17 protein-coding genes are annotated in these 18928 nt (G+C 42.2%); all 17 read left to right on the top strand.

The features are described 5' to 3' along the window. The first annotated feature begins 1 nt into the window (after position 1). The 17 genes from QQK00_RS08410 (at position 2) to fliI (ending at position 18892) form a co-directional block, all read left to right on the top strand. Positions 2-418, top strand: coding sequence for an acyl-CoA thioesterase (locus tag QQK00_RS08410; RefSeq protein ID WP_348521148.1), 417 nt, complete (start codon positions 2-4; stop codon positions 416-418). Further along, positions 418-1230, top strand: coding sequence for an outer membrane lipoprotein carrier protein LolA (locus QQK00_RS08405; RefSeq protein WP_284217027.1), 813 nt, complete (start codon positions 418-420; stop codon positions 1228-1230). Before QQK00_RS08410 ends, QQK00_RS08405 begins: the two co-directional genes overlap by 1 nt. Beyond that, complete coding sequence (locus tag QQK00_RS08400) at positions 1230-3629, top strand: MMPL family transporter (RefSeq protein ID WP_284217026.1); 2400 nt, start codon at positions 1230-1232, stop codon at positions 3627-3629. The genes QQK00_RS08405 and QQK00_RS08400 overlap by 1 nt, the downstream gene beginning before the upstream one ends. Next, on the top strand, positions 3626-4891 hold the full coding sequence (locus QQK00_RS08395) for an NAD(P)/FAD-dependent oxidoreductase (protein ID WP_284217025.1): 1266 nt from the start codon (positions 3626-3628) through the stop codon (positions 4889-4891). The genes QQK00_RS08400 and QQK00_RS08395 overlap by 4 nt, the downstream gene beginning before the upstream one ends. Continuing rightward, complete coding sequence (locus QQK00_RS08390; RefSeq protein ID WP_284217024.1) at positions 4876-5415, top strand: DUF3261 domain-containing protein; 540 nt, start codon at positions 4876-4878, stop codon at positions 5413-5415. The genes QQK00_RS08395 and QQK00_RS08390 overlap by 16 nt, the downstream gene beginning before the upstream one ends. Further along, on the top strand, positions 5412-6611 hold the full coding sequence (locus QQK00_RS08385) for a beta-ketoacyl-[acyl-carrier-protein] synthase family protein (protein ID WP_284217023.1): 1200 nt from the start codon (positions 5412-5414) through the stop codon (positions 6609-6611). Before QQK00_RS08390 ends, QQK00_RS08385 begins: the two co-directional genes overlap by 4 nt. Then, positions 6608-7066, top strand: coding sequence for a hotdog family protein (locus tag QQK00_RS08380; protein WP_284217022.1), 459 nt, complete (start codon positions 6608-6610; stop codon positions 7064-7066). The genes QQK00_RS08385 and QQK00_RS08380 overlap by 4 nt, the downstream gene beginning before the upstream one ends. A gap of 3 nt (positions 7067-7069) precedes the next feature. Further along, positions 7070-7798: a 3-ketoacyl-ACP reductase FabG2 gene (locus QQK00_RS08375; RefSeq protein WP_284217021.1), complete on the top strand. Its 729-nt coding sequence runs from the start codon at positions 7070-7072 to the stop codon at positions 7796-7798. Further along, on the top strand, positions 7798-9030 hold the full coding sequence (locus QQK00_RS08370; protein WP_284217020.1) for a beta-ketoacyl-ACP synthase: 1233 nt from the start codon (positions 7798-7800) through the stop codon (positions 9028-9030). Before QQK00_RS08375 ends, QQK00_RS08370 begins: the two co-directional genes overlap by 1 nt. A gap of 161 nt (positions 9031-9191) precedes the next feature. Next, a complete protein-coding gene (locus QQK00_RS08365; RefSeq protein ID WP_284217019.1) occupies positions 9192-10673 on the top strand; it encodes a sigma-54 dependent transcriptional regulator in 1482 nt (493 codons plus the stop codon). Between the two features lie 147 nt (positions 10674-10820). Continuing rightward, positions 10821-12053 (top strand): sensor histidine kinase, encoded by a 1233-nt coding sequence (locus QQK00_RS08360; protein ID WP_284217018.1) that lies wholly within the window; start codon positions 10821-10823, stop codon positions 12051-12053. After that, positions 12050-13426 carry a sigma-54-dependent transcriptional regulator gene (locus QQK00_RS08355; RefSeq protein WP_284217017.1) on the top strand — a complete coding sequence of 459 codons (1377 nt, stop codon included), beginning with the start codon at positions 12050-12052 and terminating at the stop codon, positions 13424-13426. The genes QQK00_RS08360 and QQK00_RS08355 overlap by 4 nt, the downstream gene beginning before the upstream one ends. Before the next feature lie 213 nt (positions 13427-13639). Next, on the top strand, positions 13640-13966 hold the full coding sequence (fliE, locus tag QQK00_RS08350) for a flagellar hook-basal body complex protein FliE (protein ID WP_284217016.1): 327 nt from the start codon (positions 13640-13642) through the stop codon (positions 13964-13966). 15 nt (positions 13967-13981) lie between these two features. Next, the gene (fliF, locus tag QQK00_RS08345; protein WP_284217015.1) at positions 13982-15679 is read left to right on the top strand and encodes a flagellar basal-body MS-ring/collar protein FliF; all 1698 of its coding nucleotides are present in this window, start codon (positions 13982-13984) and stop codon (positions 15677-15679) included. Between the two features lie 8 nt (positions 15680-15687). Next, complete coding sequence (gene fliG / locus QQK00_RS08340) at positions 15688-16731, top strand: flagellar motor switch protein FliG (RefSeq protein ID WP_284217014.1); 1044 nt, start codon at positions 15688-15690, stop codon at positions 16729-16731. Positions 16732-16743: 12 nt separating this feature from the next. Continuing rightward, positions 16744-17571, top strand: a complete 828-nt coding sequence (locus QQK00_RS08335; protein ID WP_284217013.1) for a FliH/SctL family protein — start codon at positions 16744-16746, stop codon at positions 17569-17571. Further along, the gene (fliI, locus tag QQK00_RS08330; protein WP_284217012.1) at positions 17552-18892 is read left to right on the top strand and encodes a flagellar protein export ATPase FliI; all 1341 of its coding nucleotides are present in this window, start codon (positions 17552-17554) and stop codon (positions 18890-18892) included. The genes QQK00_RS08335 and fliI overlap by 20 nt, the downstream gene beginning before the upstream one ends. Positions 18893-18928 lie beyond the last annotated feature (36 nt).

Genomic DNA, 18928 nt, shown 5'->3' with positions numbered 1-18928 from the left:
TATGATTGAAAACAGTGTTGAAATACAAATTCCATTTCATGACATAGATGTTATGCAAGTTGCTTGGCATGGGCATTATGCTAAATATCTAGAAATTGCGCGCTGCGCGTTGTTTGAGACTATTAATTACGACGTACCGGAAATGCAGACTTCAGGTTATGCGTGGCCCGTCATTGATTTACATATACGGTATGCTGGGCCCCTTACATATAATCAAGTGCTTGTCGTTTTTGCGAAGCTTGTTGAGTGGGAAAATCGTTTAAAAGTTGAATACAAAATCTGCGACAAGGTAACCGGAAAGCGTTTGACTAAAGCAACAACAGTGCAAGTCGCCGTGGACATAAAAACACATGAGATGTTGTTTGAATCCCCGGCTGTTTTATTTGAAAAGCTTGGTATTGAGAAGATAGAAAATTGATGTTTGGACGCTTTTTACAAGGTATTAATGTAGCCAGTCTGATGTGCTTACGCTCTTTGGAACTTAGTCACATACTAAATTGCAATGTGTGGCGTACTCACACGGCAATGCCTGTCCTTGTTTTGTGTTTGTTAGTCTTGAGCAAATATACGCAAGCCATTGAATCAAAAGTAATTGATGAGCAAGAAACTAGCATGAAAATGTCGTTAACAAAAGATTTTGATACGTCTCAATTATCTGTACTTTCTGTTTCGCCAAATACCTTATTTGGCGATTTCAGGCAAAGTAAACTCCTTTCTGATTTTGGTATTTCTGTAAAATCCGAGGGGCGTTTTGAGTTTCTAAACGGTGAAAAAATTCACTGGATAACGATAAAACCTATAGAAAATAAGATTTCTATTTCGGCGACACAAATCGTGAGTCAGCAAAATGATCAAGCAATAATGCAGCTAAATGCTGACGAAAATCCTGTGGTAGCGATATTAAGTGAAGTCTTTTTGTCTGTTCTTACCGCTCAGTGGCATCAATTAGACAAGTATTTTGATATTCAAGGGAGAGTAGTAGGTGGTGACTGGTTTTTATTGCTAACCCCGACAGACGAAAGCTTTCAGCAAGTATTTACACACATTGAAACAGAAGGAAGTCAGTATATTCAATCATTAAGATTGTTTGAACAAAATGGTGATAAAACAACGATTCGTTTTCAAAATATTGGGACTGAACGTATCGCATTTGATTCATCATCGCAAAATCTATTTGATAACAGTGGCGATAAACAAAGCAGTACAAGCCGCGGGGAAATAGCAAAATAATGATAAAGCGAGCGTTGCCAACAGGTCTGTTTTTAAAGTACAGCGGACTTTTAGCTACCTTTTGGCTTGTCAGCATTGTGACTATTTCGATATTTGCGTTCAGCTCAAAGCCAACGTTTGATTCCAGCATTATGTCGCTCTTACCGCACTCGCAACAAATACCCTTAGTTCAACAGGCGACCGAGCAATCTTCTTCTCGATTTTCAAAGCGCGTGCTGTTGTTAGTCAGTGGCGATGATCAAAAACAGTTATTAGAGGCGGTGGAACAGACAGCGAAATTAGCGCAAGACATTGTATATATTGACAATGTTCAATATCAAGTAGATGCAAACGCCTTAGACAACTTTGAAGAAGAAATGTTTGGTTATCGATTTGTTACGCTTGATAAGGACTTGCAAACGCGTTTAGCACAAAATGATACGAGCGCATTGGTACAAGAAAGTGTGTCTAACGTGTTAAGTCCAGTTGGGGTGCGTGCAGATTTGGTAAGCGATCCATTTGGTTTTTTCATAAAATTAGGTTTACGACAAACCTCAGACTTAAATATTCAAGTTGAGCATTCGTATTTAAAAGTCACCGGTGCTGACAAGCCTACATACATGCTGTTACTCAACTTGAATGATTCGCCATTTTCACTAGATGTTCAAGACACAATTATGCGTTTTTTGTCTTCGCTGGATGAAACATTAAGCAAAGGCAATATTGAGCTAAGCATTTCAGGCATGATTGTGCACGCTGCCGCAGGTGCTCGTCAGGCAAAAAATGAAATCAGTACCATTGGTATTGGATCCTTACTCGGGGTTCTGGTGTTATTACTGTTTGTTTTTCGCCGCGTTAAACCTTTGTTGTTAGTGTTTGTACCGTTGTCTGTGGGTATTTTGAATGCAATTTCAGGTGCCTTGTTGATATTTGGTGAATTGCACTTGATAACCATTGCTTTTGGCGCCGGGTTGGTTGGTGTATCGATTGACTATTCGCTTCACTATTTATGTGAAAGGCAGCAATCAAGTAACAGTAATACCTTAAAACGCATTGTTTCAGGTTTATCTTTAGGGCTATTTTCGAGTGTGATGGCATACTCTGTACAGCTATTTGCACCTTTCCCCGGCATTCAACAAATGGCAGTGTTTTCTATCATTGGCTTAGTGTCATCTTGGCTGAGTGTGGTATTGATTCTGCCCATGTTCACTCGCAAAGATTCTTTATCTGAATTGCCACTTGCTGAGGTGCTTAGTCGATATACTAATTTTTTACCGAGGGTCGCAGGTAATGCCAAGCTAACGTTCTTCTTAGGCGCATGTGCGTGCATTGGTGTGGTAACTATACTTATGGGGAAGTCTGTGAGCGATATTCGTTTATTGCAAACATCACCACCGGAGTTGATGGCGCAAGAAAAGCATATTCAAACGCTACTGGGCAGTACAAACAACACGCAGTTTTTATTGTTTACTGGACATAGTATTCAAGATGTACTGCGAAAAGAAGAAGCAATATTGCCAGCGATATCAGCAAAAGTCGAAAATGGCGATCTGCCCAAATTTCAATCTTTATCACAACATGTTCCTTCTATTGATACTCAAAAGGCGCAATTTAGCTTGGTCAATGCTTTGTACGATCAGCAACTGTCAACGTTTTATGGAATGCTTGGTATTGATCAAGCATTTAGCAACAAGGCATATAATGCATTAAAAGCGCAAGCGAGTAATTTTATAAGGCCTGAGCAATGGGCAAATTTGGCGATAAGTGACGGTTGGCGAGATTTATTGGTAAGTACCAAAGAAGCTAGCAGTGCAAGTATGCTCAGGTTTACTCAACCTTTAAATGAAGAGCAGGTGACAATGATTCAGAGGATCGTGTCTACGCAAAACGACATTTTATATGTTGACCAAGTAAAAGATATTTCTGATTTGATGGCCGAGTACGCTGCGCAGGTTTCGCGTCTTATTATATTTGCCTACTTACTTTTAAGTGGTGTTCTACTACTTCGTTACAAAGCTGCTTTTGTCTCAATTGCTTTACCTACATTCATGGCGACAATAATTGCATTAGCGGCAGTAACGTTCATAGCTGGTGGCATAAACATGTTTCACTTGCTTGCATCAATTTTAGTGTTAGGTATTGGTCTAGATATGGGAATATTCATGCATGAGTCAGATCATGAAGGCCATACTTGGCTAGCTGTTTCTTTATCTAGCCTGACAAGTTTGTTAGCGTTTGGTCTGCTTGCGTTAAGTGCAACGCCAGTGTTGTATCATTTTGGAATCACTGTGTTGATTGGCCTAACTTTGGTTTGGCTGATTACCGCGCTCATGAGACCAAGCAAGTCAGAAGGCGAACAACATTTACATATTAATCCCCCTAAAGCGTCTACTAAGCTATTTAAGGAGCATGAACTATGACCGCGACACACAGTGCTCGAATGCAAGAAAAAACACCTATTGAATCTTTTGATGTCGTGGTGATTGGGGCAGGGCCTGCGGGTTCAGTGTCTTCGGCATTATTACGGCAAAATGGTTACAAAGTACTTGTACTCGAAAAAGAATATTTTCCTCGCTTTTCAATTGGTGAAAGTTTACTTCCTCAATGCATGGAGTATTTAGAGCAAGCGAATATGCTTGATGCAGTAAAGAAAGGGACATTCCAATATAAGAACGGCGCGGCTTTTAGCCGTGGAGATGAGTACGAATATTTTGATTTTAGAGAGAAATTCTCACCAGGTTGGGGAACTACTTTTCAAGTCCAGCGAGATTGTTTTGATAAAATTTTAGCGGATGAATCACAAAAACAGGGTGTACAAATACGGTTTGGGCATGCGTTGGTAGCATGCGAAGAGATACCTAATGCTCGATTGCTTACTGCACTTGATGAAGATAATCAGCAATACCAAGTTTCTGCAAAGTTTGTGCTTGATGCGAGTGGTTTTGGGCGAGTATTGCCTAAAATGCTAAAACTCGAAAAAGATTCGTCTTTGGCACCCAGAAAATCAATATTCACGCATATTGAGGACAATATTGTTTGTCCACAATACGATAGAGATAAAATATTAATTACTGTGCACCCCAAGCTTCCAGAAGTATGGTATTGGTTGATCCCGTTTTCTAACGGGCGATGCTCGCTTGGGGTTGTCGCGCCAACTGAAGTTATCGATGAAATAGGCACAGAACCGCTTGCATGCTTACAGCAACTGGTCAGTGAAGGTGGTCGTTTAGCCAACATTCTTGAACATGCGGTTTACGACACACAAGTAAGGTCATTAGGTAGTTATTCATGTGATGTGACAAGTTTGTATGGTAAACGTTATGCATTGCTTGGCAACGCGGGTGAATTTTTAGATCCGATATTTTCGTCAGGTGTGACTATTGCTATGACATCTGCAAGTTTGGCTGCCGCTGCGGTACATAAAGAATTGTCAGGGCAATCTCCTGATTGGGAAAGCGAATATGCAGACGCGCTAAAAGTCGGTGTGAAAACCTTTAAAGAATTTGTTGAAGGTTGGTATGATCAACGTTTTCAACAAGTCGTGTTTTCAAAACAAAAAAGTGAAGGCATTACTAAGATGATCAGTTCTATTTTGGCAGGGTATGCATGGGATAAAGAGAATCCATATGTAAAAACACCTTCGAGACTCTCAACGTTATCTGAAATATGCAAAAGCGCGTAGTTGTACTTTTATATCTATTGATGTTGTTTGGATGCGCGAACAGAAACAGTGAAGAACCGCGCATAAGTTTGCACTTATTGGCGCCTTCTGACGGACCAAGGGCGGTGTTGCAACAAAAACTCACCTTTACTACGAACGACCAAACAAAGGAGTTGTTAGTAGCGATTAAGTTGACTGGTTCGGAAGTCAAAATGAATGGCCTGCTACCGACAGGACAATTTATTTATTCATTACGTTATGATGGAACAACCGTCGTCGAAGATAATTTAATGAATATTCCATTACCTACTCATGACATGCTTGCCATGATGCAGTTTGCGTTATGGCCGACCAAAGCGGTTGAAACATCCTATTCAAAAATAAATGGTTGGGATCTAGATATGTCTGAAGGCAAAAGGATATTATCGCGAAAAAACACGCAAGTGCTGGAGGTCGAATACATTAGCGCTACGCACATTGCGTTCACTCATTTTATGCATAACTATAACATAGACATACACACGTTGGAGTATTTGCCACTATGACTTCAACTGACATTTATTTAAATGATCTTGGTATTATCTGTGCCGTGGGCACTTCAGTTGATGAAGTTCGTAACAACTTAGTTTCTTCTAATACTAAGATGACATATAGTCGCGCTTTCCATCAAGGTGAGCCTCTGCCTATTGGTATTGTAGATCTTGAGCTGCCTAAAATACCGTTAACGCATAACAAATGGCAAAGCCGAAACAATCAAATGGCGTTATTCGCTTTTCAGCAAATAGTGAAAACTGTTGACGAGATGGTATCGTTATATGGTCGTGCTAGGGTGGGCGTCGTTATTGGTACCAGTACATCTGGAATAGACGGCACAGAACGCGCCATAAGTTGCAAAATGGCGAGTGGTGAGATGCCAGATACCTTTGACTATGGTCAGCAAGAAATGGGCGCGCCAGCACAATTTATTGCCGAGGTCGCTAAATTAACTGGGCCAGCCTACGGTATTTCGACCGCTTGTTCTTCTGGTGCTAAAGCACTAGCGTCAGCTAAACGGCTTATTGAGGCTGGTATTTGTGACGCCGTAATTGCTGGTGGCGTCGATACCATGTGTAAATTGACCGTTCAAGGTTTTAGTGCATTGCAGGCAGTGAGTAATGAACTATGCGCGCCGTTTAGTGCTGACCGAAAAGGGATTAACATTGGCGAAGGTGCTGCCTTATTTGTCGTGAGTAAAAAACAGGCAACTATTGCATTATTAGGCTACGGAGAAAGTAGTGACGCGCATCACATCTCCGCGCCCGAGCCAAAGGGGGTTGGTGCGATACAATGTATGCGGGAGTCGTTAAAAATGGCTGAATTATCACCCGAACAAATAGCCTATATAAATCTTCATGGTACGGCCACACAATTGAATGACCAAATGGAGTCCACGGCAGTAAATACTGTATTTGGAGAACATGTGCTATGCAGCTCTACAAAACCTTTTACCGGGCACACCTTAGGGGCTGCAGGCGCAATTGAAGCCGGTATTTGTTATTCCGTACTTGGCGGAAGTGGGAAGCCATCATATATCCCAGTGCAAATAAACACGCCGACATTGGATCCGTCATTAGCGAAAATAAATTTAGCAAGTAATGAAAAATGCGAATCAGTCGATGTTTCGGATATTAAATACGTGTTGAGTAATTCATTCGCATTCGGTGGGAATAACATTTCTTTGGTTTTAGGGCGCAACAAATGACCGAAAAGTATGATGTAGACGATTTCGTACCTCACTCAGGAAAGATGAGCTTATTGACAAAAATAATCGATTTTGGTGATGGTTGGCTTGAATCTGAAGTGACAATAAGTGAAGATTCAACGTTTTCTGATACCAAGGGTGTTTCTGCCGAAGTAGGTATTGAATATCTAGCACAATCTATTGCCGCCTATGCGGGTAGTCAGGAGCGAGCGCAGGGAAATCCTCCTAAACTCGGGTTTTTATTAGGGACTAGAAGGTATGAGACTTCCGTGGATTATTTTCCATTAGGGAGTGTGCTAAAGATTAAAGTTGTGTTAGAAATGGAAGCGGAAAACGGTCTAAATGTTTTCAATGGCACAATAAAAGGGGCCGACACCAATTTGAATATTGAGGTAGTGGCAAAGCTAAATGTATTTCAACCTGAAGACGCAAAAGCATTTCTTGAAGGAGCATAAATTTTGAGTCAAACAATATTGGTAACCGGTTCCAGTAGAGGGATCGGTGCGGCAATTGCTGTTCGTTTGGCGAAGCAGGGCTTCGATATTGTCTTACATTGCAGAAGTTCAGTGGCTAAAGCTGAAGAAGTACGCGCGCAAATTGAACGTGAAGGTCAAAAAACAAGAGTACTTTGCTTTGATATTGCTAATCGTGAGCAAACCCGAGAAGTATTGGAAGCAGATATAGAAGAATATGGGGCCTATTATGGTGTTGTATGCAATGCTGGTATCGCGCGCGACAATGCGTTTCCTGCGATTCCCGCAGACGAATGGGATTTGGTGGTCCATACTAACCTAGACGGTTTTTACAATGTGCTACACCCGGTTATGATGCCAATGATAAGGCGCCGAAAGCCTGGACGAATTGTGACGTTGTCTTCTGTTTCGGGTGTAATGGGTAATCGAGGTCAAGTAAATTATAGCGCATCAAAAGCTGGGATCATTGGGGCGACAAAAGCCTTAGCAGTAGAGCTGGCGAAGCGCAAAATTACAGTAAACTGCGTTGCGCCCGGAATGATTGAAACAGAGATGACTGAAGAATTAACGCATGTCGATGAAGCGATGAAGTTGATTCCTATGCAACGCATGGGGAAATCGGAAGAAGTAGCCGCGACTGTTGGGTTTTTGATGTCTGAAGACGCTGGTTATGTCACACGTCAAGTGATTTCTGTGAACGGTGGAATGTATTAATGAAAAGAGTGGTCGTCACTGGTATAGCCGGTTTTTCACCAATAGGCAGTAACTGGGAAACAATAGCGAATAATTTACGATTGGGAAATACAGGCGTAGTTGCCATGCCTGAGTGGGATAGGTATGACGGATTAAATACTCGCTTAGGTGCACCCGTTGATAAATTTGAAGTGCCTTCCCATTATTCTAGAAAAGACCTCAGAAGCATGGGAAGAGTTGCACAGTTAGCGGTAGTAAGTGCTGAAAATGCCTTAGTTGACGCAGGTTTACTGGGCAATGATATTCTAAAAAGTGGCCAGACAGGTGTTTCTTATGGATCTTCTGCCGGTGATACTGGGGCAATCGGTGATTTTGGAAACATGTTATTGCACGACAACTGCGAAGGTTTGAATGCCAATACGTATATTAAAATGATGGCGCACACAGCGCCGGTTAATATTGGCATTTACTTTGGGCTGCAAGGCAGAGTTTATACGACCTCGAGTGCTTGTACTTCTGCCAGCCAAGGTATCGGACAAGCATATGAGGCAATAAAGTTTGGACAGCAAACGGTTATGTTAGCCGGTGGATGCGAACATTTATGTGCCACTGAAGCGGCGGTCTTTGATACGCTGTATGCCACAAGTACTATGAATGGTTCACCGGAGCTAACGCCTCGCCCATTTGACAAAGATAGGGATGGACTCGTTATTGGTGAAGGCGCAGGTACATTGGTTTTAGAAGAGCTAGAATATGCGCTGTCGCGCGGTGCTAATATTTATGCTGAACTTGTGGGTTTTGGTGCTAACTCTGACGGTCGCCACATTACTCAACCGTCGTCTGAAAACATGGAAAAAGTTATTCGCTTAGCGCTGCAAGATGCTGACTTATCCTCAGAACAAATAGGTTATGTGAGTGCACACGGCACGGCGACTGACCGCGGTGATATAGCTGAAACGCATGCTACCGAAAAAGTCTTTGGTCGAAATATTCCGATTAGCGCATTAAAGAGCTACACCGGTCATACCTTAGGCGCGTGTGGAGCACTGGAAGCTTGGGTTGCAATTGAATCTATGCGAAACAACTGGTTTCATCCAACGGCTAATTTACTTGAGGTTGATGATGCGTGTGCGCCACTAGATTACATAAGAAACGAAGGTCGTGAACTACATGTTGATTATGTCATGAGTAATAACTTTGCGTTTGGTGGTCTAAATACATCGCTCATATTTAAGCGTTGGCCTTCGGTATAAATTTGTTCGCTTATTTATCCTAAACATTGACGATTACCTTGGTAAACGGTTAGTTTGCTTACTTATTAGACAATATCTTGACGAATAAACAGTGCCATTAAACTGACGTTTTGATAGTATCTAGCGCTATATAAGCAAAACAGTGAATAGCTAAAGCGCCCATGAGTGAAATTCTGATTGTTAGTGATAACCAATCTCGTACTGATACATTAAAAATAATTTTGACTTTTTTAGGCGAAAGTTGCCGTAGCACTAGTTATTCAGATTGTTTTGACTCAATCAATAAAAGTCAGTCTATTTCAGCTGTTTTGATTGATGGCGAAACACCTGAAATTGCTGAAGAAACCATAGAAAAATTCCCCGAAAGTCCGTTTATCAATATTGGTTTTCAGCTTAGTGGCGATCGTGAATTTAAAAATTTAATTGGTTCGTTGTATGAGCCAATCACTTATCCAAGCCTGACTGAGTTGCTTCGTAAGAGCGATGACTATTACACGGCTAATAGACCCATTTCTTCTTTAGTTAGTGGTAAAACGAAGTTATTCCGTTCGCTTGTAGGTAATAGCCGTGGAATCACTGAAGTGCGTGAATTAATCGAGCAAGTCGCGCCAGTCGAAGCTAATGTCATTATTTTGGGTGAATCAGGTACGGGTAAAGAAGTCGTTGCGCGTAATATTCACTATATGTCTAAACGCCAAAAAGGGCCTTTTGTCCCAGTGAATTGTGGCGCCATTCCAGGCGATTTATTAGAGAGTGAACTCTTTGGACATGAGAAAGGCGCATTTACCGGCGCTATTTCTGCCCGTAAGGGGCGTTTCGAAATGGCTGAAGGTGGCACGCTATTTTTAGATGAAATTGGTGACATGCCACTCCAAATGCAAGTGAAATTGCTACGTGTATTACAAGAGCGAATTTTTGAACGTGTCGGTGGCGCAAAAACACTCAAATGTAATGTCAGAATTATTGCGGCAACCCATCGAAATTTAGAAAAAATGATTGAAGAGGGTACATTTAGGGAAGATTTATTTTATCGTTTAAATGTTTTCCCCATCGAAACGCCAGCGTTAAGAGAGCGTGCACAAGACATTCCCTTATTATTGCAAGAACTAGCTTCGCGTTTAGAAGGTGCGCGTCAAGCGAGCGTGAAGTTTACTCAAAATGCAATGAAATCTCTTATGCTGCATACATGGCCAGGGAACGTGCGTGAACTTTCAAATTTGGTTGAGCGTTTATCTATTCTTCACCCTAGCCATGTGATTGATTTGCAGCATTTGCCTCATAAGTACCAGTATGATGAAACAGGTCAGGTGCAACATGAAAATGCACCTGCCGATGAAGCTGCCGAGAGAGATGCGATTAACGCCATGTTCCGATATGCTGAAGCCAACCCCGTTATTGAGGTATCTAGCGATTCTCATAGCGATGCACCCGTTACCGCGGTAGAAACGGCACTACCGAGTGATGGGGTAAATCTCAAAGAATACTTATCAGATCTAGAAATAAGTTTAATTAGACAAGCGCTCGATGCTCAAGACTGGGTTGTTGCCAGAGCAGCGGATCAACTGGGAATGCGCAGAACTACCTTAGTCGAAAAAATGCGTAAGTACGAAATCAGTCGTCAAAAAGAAACCGATAACGGATAAATAGCCATTTTGCGTTGACGACTTTTTGACGTCTATTTTTCGTCAATTATGTTGTCTAAATTTAGCAACTTATTGAAATATAAAGAATAAAAAATATGGCATAGTCGATGCATTACTCTCACTATCATAGTTTAAAGGTAGTGTTTTATGTCTCTGAGTATTCAAAAATCTGATGTTGTATCAGGAAGTAAATCATCTGATGTAACGATGCATGCCTTTGATACCGACGTAGATAAAGCGCCATTTAATATTGCGCCTTTCGCTGTAGAGTCTTCTGTAATAAATCAATCTGCAATAAAGCCTTCTAAAGATCAAAATCGACTGTCTCATTTATTAGCCATTATGCCTGCGGGTGTGCTTGTAATTGACCAAAAAGGTAAGGTGTCACTTGCCAATAATCAAGCCAAATCCCTTTTACAAGAACCACTTATTGGTGAATTGTGGCGCAAGGTAATTCAACGTGCTTTTAGCCCTAAGGCAGATGATGGTCATGAAGTGTCTATGCGCAATGGTAAGCGGGTAAAAATTGATATTTCGCCACTAACCGAAGAAAAAGGTCAGCTAGTAGTGATTACTGATTTGACCGAAACTCGCGCACTACAAAATCGTGTAAGTCATATGCAGCGCTTGTCGTCTCTAGGTAAAATGGTTGCTTCTTTGGCTCACCAAGTAAGAACACCATTAAGCTCAGCATTATTGTATGCCGAAAATTTAAAAAGTATTACCGCCAATAATGAACTGGCTGAACGCTTTTCTGAGCGCCTTATCAGCCGTTTATATGATTTAGAAACACAAGTAAATGACATGCTTCTATTTGCCAAGAGTGGTGATTCACAGATAGTCAAACCATTGAGTGGTGAAGCTATTCAAACCTTGTGTACTGAGCAAGTCGATACGCAATTTGTGCAGGCTGGCGCAAGGCTAAAGATTGAAAATCAATGCAAGCAAACCTTGACCTTGGGTAACTTGACGTCAATTGCTGGCGCTGTCGGAAACTTATTGAGTAACGCCTTGCATGCATTGCATAACATTGATGCAAAATCAGTCACCTTATCATTTGTAGAAGTTACTGTTCAGAACAAACAGTACATGCAAATTTGTGTAACAGATAACGGTGAAGGTTTGGGGGATAAAACACCTCAACAGCTATTTGAACCCTTTTTTACAACAAAAACACAAGGTACGGGGCTTGGCCTCGCGGTTGTAAATACAGTGGCAAAATCACACAAAGGCTTTGTCGATTGTGGTAATAACGAGCTGCAAGGCGCATGGTTTAGTCTTTACTTACCGATTTATTCACAAAGCAATATTGCTAACGACGGTGTTAACACTACCAACATGAACGACATTCAAAATCACGAAATGGGAGCTAGCGCATGAGTAAAACCAAGATATTAATAGTTGAAGACGATCATGGCTTACGAGAGGCGTTGGTTGACACCTTATTACTTGGCGGTTACCAAGTAACGCCGGTTGAGAGCGCAGAAACAGCCATTGTGAAATTGTCTGAAGCGAACTTTGACTTGGTAGTGAGTGATATACAGATGCAGGGCATGGATGGTTTGTCGTTGCTGAAGAATATTAAAAGCAAGTTTCCCAAAGTGCCCGTTATTTTAATGACGGCTTATGCAAATATTAATGATGCCATTCAAGCAATGAGAGATGGTGCGACGGATTACTTGTCCAAACCGTTTGCGCCGCAAGTACTGTTAAATCTGGTCGGTAGATATGCACCTGCACAACGTGTTGAGTCGACAGATCCTATTGTTGGAGATGAATCGAGTAAGAACCTTCTTGCGTTGGCCCGCAAAGTAGCAAAGTCGGATGCGACAGTGATGGTATTAGGGCCTAGCGGTAGTGGTAAAGAAGTACTTTCACGTTACATACACGACCAGTCTAAAAGAAGTGATTGTCCTTTTGTTGCAATTAATTGTGCTGCAATCCCAGAGAACATGCTAGAAGCGACACTATTTGGCTATGAAAAAGGCGCATTTACAGGCGCTGTGCAAGCGTGCCCCGGCAAATTTGAGCAAGCGCAGGAAGGTACAATATTACTTGATGAAATTACGGAAATGGATTTGTCATTGCAAGCGAAGTTGCTGCGTGTTTTGCAAGAACGCGAGGTGGAGCGTTTAGGCGGACGCAAAACTATTTCTCTTAACGTTAGAGTTGTCGCCACGAGTAATAGGGATTTAAAGGAAGCTGTAGCTCAAGGTCAGTTCAGAGAAGATTTGTATTATCGACTCAATGTTTTTCCGATTACGTGGTTACCCTTGAGTCAACGACCAGGCGATATTATTCCGTTAGCAAATCATTTAATTGCACGACATTCGCAGCAAAATAACACCGCTATTCCTGAGTTAACCGCGGGCGCCGCGCACAAACTCATGAACCATACTTGGACCGGAAATGTGCGAGAGCTAGAGAACGTTGTTCAGCGTGCGTTGATCTTAGCTGAAGAGGGGCGAATTGATACTGCAGACTTGTTGATTGAAGTGCTACAACCTTCAGTAAGTGCGAAACAATATGCCCCAGTCCAAACAAGCCAAATGCCTAATGAATTTGACGTTGAAGCCGATAACAAGTTACTTGGGTCAGAATTACGATTTCAAGAGCATCAAATTATTTTGGATGCCTTGCAGCAGTGCCATGGTAAACGAAAAGACGTTGCTGAAAAGCTAGGTATAAGCCCGCGGACCTTGCGATACAAGCTCGCTAAAATGCGAGAGTCGGGGATCGAGTTGCCCTGCTAAAATGTTACAAATGAACACCTAAAACACCTTTCTCAGTGTTATGTGTAAGCAAATGACAACGGATGTCGATTTCCTTTTCCGCCCACTTTGGGCGGAATTTTTTTGCCTCTTTTTGCCTTTCTCTGGCCATATTTAACCAAGCTGGCACTTTCCTTGCTAAAACGCTAAGTATCATCAATACATAATCAAAAAAATGACACTTGGAGTTTTCTGATGGATATCAAAGCAAATTCGTTGTATCAGGAAATGCAGTCAATGGCTGCGTTAGCCACTACAAATCCTGCGCCTGTTCAAAGACTCGAAATAAACTCATCAGCGTCAGAATTCGGCGATTTATTGTCGCAAGCTATCGAAAATGTAAATGGCATGCAACAAGAGTCTCGTACTTTGCAACAGCGCTTTGATATGGGTGATCCTGATTTGAGTTTGGTCGACGTCATGGTTGCCAAAGAGAAATCTGGTATTGCCTTTGAAGCTACGGTACAGGTACGAAATAAAGTACTTGAAGCATATAAAACAATCATGAATATGCCGGTTTAATAAGGAATTATTGTTGTGGCAGAGTCTTCTAGTACAGAATTAGCGTTATCCGATGATTTAATGGGTAACGACGCAGAGCAAACACCTAAAAATGTATTGCTTGATACCTTAAGTAATACGGAGACTATTCGTCAAATTACCATGATAGTCACGCTTGTAATTTGTGTGGCAATCGCTTTCTTTATCTTTTTGTGGTCAAAGGAGCCAAACTATCGTCCTTTAGCGCAAATGCAGCCGCAAGAGATGATTGAAACTTTGGACTACTTAGATCAAAACCAAGTGGACTACAAAATAGAAGGCAACACCATTTATGTGGTGGATAAAGAGTACAAAGATATTCAACTTGGTATGGTACGTTCTGGTATTCAACAAAAAGATGACTCAGGTACAGATATCATCATGCAAGACATGGGCTTTGGTGTTAGTCAACGATTAGAGTTAGAACGTTTAAAACATGCCAGAGAACAACAAATTGCCAGAACAATTGAAGACATAAATGCGGTCGGGAAAGCTCGGGTACTATTAGCCTTACCGAAAGAAAATGTATTTTCACGCCGTAAGAAGAATGCAACAGCGACAGTGGTTGTTACGGCTAGCCGCGGTGCAGTACTAGGCGGTGAAGAAGTTGACGCCATTGTTGATATTGTGGCATCAGCAGTGCAGGGAATGGAGCCTGCAAATGTCACTGTTACAGACAACAACGGTCGCTTATTGAATTCAGGTTCACAGAACTCGGTAAGCGCACGTGCGCGTAAAGAATATGAATTAGAAAAAAAGCGTGAAGACGAATATAGACAAAAAATTGATTCGATTCTCATCCCTGTCTTAGGTTTAGGAAATTATACTGCACAAGTTGACGTTAGCATGGATTTTACCGCCGTGGAACAAACGCAACGACGGTACAACCCGGATTTACCTGCTGTGCGCAGTGAAATGATATCTGAAACAAATAGTGTGGGTAATGTCATCGCAGGCATTCCCGGCGCATTGACAAATCAGCCGCCACTAGATTCTGACATTCCTGAAGATGCAATTGGCGATGGCAGTGAGCGCCCGGTGCCAGGCAATAGCAGTAAAGAACAAACCCGTAATTTCGAACTAGATACTACAATAAGCCATACCAAACAACAGTCTGGCGTTATTCGTCGCTTAAGTGTGTCAGTAGCAGTTGATCATGTATCTACGACCTCGGCAGAGGGAGAGACCACATCGACGGCTATGCCACAACAAGAACTCATGAATATTCGGCGACTGCTGCAAGGCGGCATTGGCTTCGACGTAACTCGAGGTGACTCGCTCGAAGTAGTGAGTATTCCATTTAATCGAATGGATCTCGGCGAGATTAAAGACATGCCCTTTTGGGAAAAGCCATTTTTCATGCCAGTACTTAAGTTAGTGGTTGGCGCAGCGGTCATTATTGTATTAATTCTTGCAGTAGTGCGCCCAATGCTTAAGAAACTGCTGTTCCCAGAAGCTGATGTGCCGGTTGCAGAAGAGTTGGGCGATATGGAGCTTGATTTAGGTGATGAAACCATTGATATGCTTAGCGATGAGTTCGACGAGAGTCAAGTCGGGTTTGCCGCTGACGGGTCGCTGATGCTGCCTAATTTACATAAAGATGAAGATGTGCTCAAAGCAGTAAGAGCATTAGTATCAAATGAGCCTGAATTGTCTGCGCAAGTTGTGCGTGGATGGCTATTAGAAGATGAGTAGGTGTTATTGTGCCGGTTGAAGAAGGTCAAGAAATAGCAGAACAAGATTATGACGTTAGTAAGCTAGATGGTTTAGAAAAAGCGTCAATATTATTACTTAGTTTATCTGAAGACGATGCGGCGCAAATCCTCAAGTTTATGGAGCCTAAACAGGTGCAAATTCTGGGGACTGCGATGGCTGGCATGGATGACATGACACAGCAAAAAATAAGTGCAGTGCATAAACACTTTATCGAAGAAATTCAGAATTACTCCACGATAGGCTTTAAGAGTGAAGACTTTGTTCGTCGAGCGCTTGTTGCGGCCTTGGGTGAAGATAAAGCTGCGCATTTACTTGACCAAATCATGGCTGGTAGTGGGGCGAAAGGCCTTGAATCACTTAAATGGATGGACTCAAAACAAGTGGCCAACATTATTCGAAATGAGCACCCGCAGATTCAAACAATTGTTATGTCTTACCTTGAACCTGAACAGTCTGCTGAAATACTTGCTCAGTTCCCAGAGAAAGTGCGTCTTGATTTACTTATGCGTGTCGCTAATTTGGAAGAAGTACAACCGGCAGCACTACAAGAGTTAAATGAAATAATGGAAAAACAATTTGCAGGTCAAGCAGGCGCGCAAGCAGCCAAAATGGGTGGTTTAAAGTCAGCTGCAAATATTATGAACTACCTCGATACTGGCATTGAAAATCAGTTAATGGATGCAATTCGTGAGCAAGACGAAGAAATGAGTCAACAAATACAAGATCTTATGTTTGTGTTTGACAACTTAATTGACGTAGATGACAGAGGCATTCAGGCTATTCTGCGCGAAGTACAACAAGAAAGTTTAATGAAAGCAATCAAAGGTGCAGACGTCGAACTTAAAGATAAAATTACCAATAACATGTCGAAGCGTGCAGCAGATATGTTACTTGATGATATCGAAGCAATGGGGCCCGTGCGTTTAAGTGAAGTTGAAACAGCGCAAAAAGAGATTTTGTCTGTTGCGCGTAAATTGGCCGACTCAGGCGAAATTATGCTAAGTGGTGGTGGCGGTGAAGAGTTTGTATAGAGCACCGCTGTTATGAGTGAAGAGATAGAAGAAGATATTGATTTTACTGGGGCTAAGGTATGGAATTTACCTTCAGTAGACGATGCGCTTGCGAAGCATGAAGAAAAAACAGATGCATTTAATCGCCCAGTAAACAGATGGCAATTTGAACCTCCTGAAGGGCAAGATGAAGACGCTAAACCACTCACCGCTGAGCAAATTGAAGAAATTCGCCAAGCCGCTTATCAAGATGGGCTTACTGCTGGTCACAAAGAGGGTTTTGACGCAGGCAAAACCGAAGGCTTTGAAAAAGGAAAAGAAGAAGGTCTTTTATCTGGGAAAGAAGAAGGTTATCAAGTTGGCTTAACTGACGCCAGTACTGACACAAATGCGCAATTAGCGAATTTCGAAAACATCATTCAACAGTTGTCTACGCCATTGCAAAAAGTCACAACGGATGTTCAAAAAGAAGTGGCTTTACTCGCTACTGCACTGGCAAAGTCTATTGTATTAAAAACCATAGAAGAAGATGAATCGATTATCATCGAGGCAATTAACAAAGGTTTGTCTGCGCTACCGATGCATGAAATTGAATATAAAATTTATTTGAATCGTGAAGATATGGCGACGGTAGAAACCTATCTGGCGTCAAGGCAAGAGGATACACAAGCAGAATCTCAAGAGTTAGGTGCTAAACTCAAGTCTTCAATCTTACAGGTTGCCGATGACGTCGCGAAAGGCGGCTGCAAAATAACGACTGAAAATAATGCGGTAGATATGTCGATTGAACGGCGCACGCACCAAGTGTTTAGCCAAGTGTTACAAGCACAAGGTATTGCTAATGACCCAAGAGCTGATTAATTCTTTTCGGGAATTACGAGAAAACCTAATTGAGCCTGCGCCAATTACGTCAGGTAAATTGGTGCGTGGCGTTGGCCTTACCTTAGAAGCGGTAGGCTGTCATATTCCTATCGGCGGACGTTGTTTAGTGAGGACTGTTAACGGCAAGGTAGAAGCTGAAGTCGTTGGATTTGCAAACAATGTGACCTACCTAATGCCTGTCGAATCTATCCAAGGTATTGTGCCAGGTTCAATGGTTGAGCCATTGGCGCGTGACGCTGGTTTACCCGTGGGCGAAAATTTATTAGGCAGAGTGATTGATGCAAATGGTCATCCGCTAGATGAAAAGGGACCAATTAAGACCAAATTAAGAGCGTCAACGTCGCCACCGCCAATTAACCCTTTGCAACGAAAACCCGTCAGCGAACCTTTAGACGTTGGTGTAAGAGCAATTAACAGCGTTATTACCGTCGGCAAAGGTCAACGAATGGGCTTGTTTGCCGGCAGTGGCGTGGGTAAAAGTGTGCTAATGGGTATGATGACCAGAGGAACGACGGCGGATGTTGTCGTAGTTGGCTTAATTGGTGAGCGTGGTCGAGAAGTAAAAGAATTTATTGAAGACATTTTGTCTGAAGAAGAACGAAAAAAAGCTGTGGTAGTTGCTGCACCCGCAGATACCTCGCCTTTAATGCGCTTGAAGGGAAGTGAGACGGCTGTCACAATTGCAGAATATTTCCGTGATCAAGGCAAGAATGTGTTGCTGTTGATCGATTCTCTTACACGCTATGCGATGGCGCAGCGCGAAATTGCCTTGGCTGTGGGAGAACCCCCGGCAACAAAAGGGTATCCACCGTCGGTATTTGCTAAATTACCTGCGTTGGTCGAACGCGCAGGAAACGGGAACGAATATCAAGGGTCTATTACCGCATTTTATACGGTATTAACTGAAGGTGATGACCTTCAAGACCCTATCGCGGATGCGGCTCGGGCTATATTAGACGGACACATCGTGTTGTCCCGTCAATTGGCGGAATCAGGGCATTATCCGGCGATAGATATTGAATCCTCTATATCGCGTGTTATGCCACAAGTAGTGTCACCAGAGCATCAAATTGCTGCACGTGATATTAAACGTGTTTATTCTGCTTATCAGCAAAATAAAGATTTAATTAACCTTGGGGCGTATGCTAAAGGAAGCGATCCTGTGATTGATTTGTCTATTGCAGCGGCGCCTGCCATTAATGCATTTTTACAGCAACAAACCTTGCAAGTGATCGGTTTTGAGCAATCAACCGAGACAATGACTACCTTAGCCAGTGGGTTAAAGGCGACTGGTCGATGATGTATTTTATACATGTAATGCCGAGCGGAAATGTAA

This window comes from Agaribacter marinus (assembly GCF_030160655.1).
GTDB lineage: Bacteria > Pseudomonadota > Gammaproteobacteria > Enterobacterales > Alteromonadaceae > Glaciecola > Glaciecola marina.
This window is presented reverse-complemented; position numbering and strand designations above follow the sequence as displayed.

Bases quoted from the DNA above. Each gene is read 5' to 3' on its own strand.
- QQK00_RS08410 (WP_348521148.1), top strand. From the start codon at position 2: ATGATTGAAAACAGTGTTGAAATACAAATTCCATTTCATGACATAGAT.
- QQK00_RS08405 (WP_284217027.1), top strand. From the start codon at position 418: ATGTTTGGACGCTTTTTACAAGGTATTAATGTAGCCAGTCTGATGTGC.
- QQK00_RS08400 (WP_284217026.1), top strand. From the start codon at position 1,230: ATGATAAAGCGAGCGTTGCCAACAGGTCTGTTTTTAAAGTACAGCGGA.
- QQK00_RS08395 (WP_284217025.1), top strand. From the start codon at position 3,626: ATGACCGCGACACACAGTGCTCGAATGCAAGAAAAAACACCTATTGAA.
- QQK00_RS08390 (WP_284217024.1), top strand. From the start codon at position 4,876: ATGCAAAAGCGCGTAGTTGTACTTTTATATCTATTGATGTTGTTTGGA.
- QQK00_RS08385 (WP_284217023.1), top strand. From the start codon at position 5,412: ATGACTTCAACTGACATTTATTTAAATGATCTTGGTATTATCTGTGCC.
- QQK00_RS08380 (WP_284217022.1), top strand. From the start codon at position 6,608: ATGACCGAAAAGTATGATGTAGACGATTTCGTACCTCACTCAGGAAAG.
- QQK00_RS08370 (WP_284217020.1), top strand. From the start codon at position 7,798: ATGAAAAGAGTGGTCGTCACTGGTATAGCCGGTTTTTCACCAATAGGC.
- QQK00_RS08365 (WP_284217019.1), top strand. From the start codon at position 9,192: ATGAGTGAAATTCTGATTGTTAGTGATAACCAATCTCGTACTGATACA.
- QQK00_RS08360 (WP_284217018.1), top strand. From the start codon at position 10,821: ATGTCTCTGAGTATTCAAAAATCTGATGTTGTATCAGGAAGTAAATCA.
- QQK00_RS08355 (WP_284217017.1), top strand. From the start codon at position 12,050: ATGAGTAAAACCAAGATATTAATAGTTGAAGACGATCATGGCTTACGA.
- fliE (WP_284217016.1), top strand. From the start codon at position 13,640: ATGGATATCAAAGCAAATTCGTTGTATCAGGAAATGCAGTCAATGGCT.
- QQK00_RS08335 (WP_284217013.1), top strand. From the start codon at position 16,744: ATGAGTGAAGAGATAGAAGAAGATATTGATTTTACTGGGGCTAAGGTA.
- fliI (WP_284217012.1), top strand. From the start codon at position 17,552: ATGACCCAAGAGCTGATTAATTCTTTTCGGGAATTACGAGAAAACCTA.